We start from the raw sequence: 974 nt of genomic DNA on the forward strand, positions 1-974 counted from the left end.
CCGTCGCTGTCCGGGCACGGCAGGCGGTGACGGCGCAGGACGAACCCTTCCACGGCGCTCTGCAGCCCCGCGAGCCGGGAGGCGGCGCGGTCGCCGCCGGTGCCGGCCTCGAGCGCCAGCGGCACCAGCCGCCAGGCGGCGACGGCGATCGTGCCGAGCACTACCAGCACGACCGCGAGCTCGATCAGGGAGAAGCCGCGCGCCGGCGTCACGCGTGTCATAGGCTGCCCCCCTTCTCGTCGGAGCGCTCGAGGATCTCCCCGGTCCGGTCCCAGAGTACCGGCGGCTCGCCGGACGGCTCCTCGGTCGAGGGGTCGCTGAACTCGTCCAGTGCGCGCTGGGCCTGGTCCCGCGATTCGCGGGCGTTCTCCACGCCGTCGCGGGCGAGGCGCCATTCGCGGTCGGCGATGAAGCACGCCTCGAAATCGGAGTCGGCATCGTCCGGCTGGTCTCCGGGTCGCTCGGCCTTGGCCTGGAAATAGTCGTCGATCGCGTCCTCCATCTCGTCAGTCCTGTCGACGGTGCGCGTCTTCGTCTCCGTGTGGCATTCCTGCTCGCCGTCCGCGTTGGTCTCGCAGACCTCGACCTCTTCCTCGTAGGTGCCCTGTGCCGCGTCGATCACCTCCTGGCGCTGGTCCTCGAACGCCTCCTTCGTGCGCTCGGTTTCGGACTCCGCCTGGTCGATGCGCGCCTCGAGCTCGTCGATGTCCGGGTCGATCCTTATCTTCTGCTCGAACAGCGAGCGCCGGCTCTCCTCGAGCTCGTCGAGGCGGTTGTTGAGCTGCTGGCGCCGGTCCGGGTCGTCGACCGTTTCCCCGTTCGTGCAGCTTGCGTCGTCGCGCTCGCCGAGCAGGCACTCGACATTCGCGATCTCGGCGTCGATGTCGTCGATGGAGCTCTCTATGCTCTCCAGCTGCTCGTCGCTGGACTGCCCGGAGGTGGTGCTGCCGAGGTCGTCGAGGGTCTCCTGCAGC

2 protein-coding genes are annotated in these 974 nt (G+C 69.6%); both read right to left on the reverse strand.

The genetic code is table 11. The features are described from left to right. On the reverse strand, window positions 1–221 hold a 221-nt coding region (locus tag G7A99_RS21250; protein WP_163143903.1), incomplete at its 3' end, for a type II secretion system protein. Then, window positions 218–974: hypothetical protein (locus tag G7A99_RS21255; RefSeq protein ID WP_205599982.1), on the reverse strand; the 757-nt coding region annotated here is incomplete at its 5' end. The genes G7A99_RS21250 and G7A99_RS21255, both read right to left, overlap by 4 nt.

The organism is Arhodomonas sp. KWT, assembly GCF_010993615.1.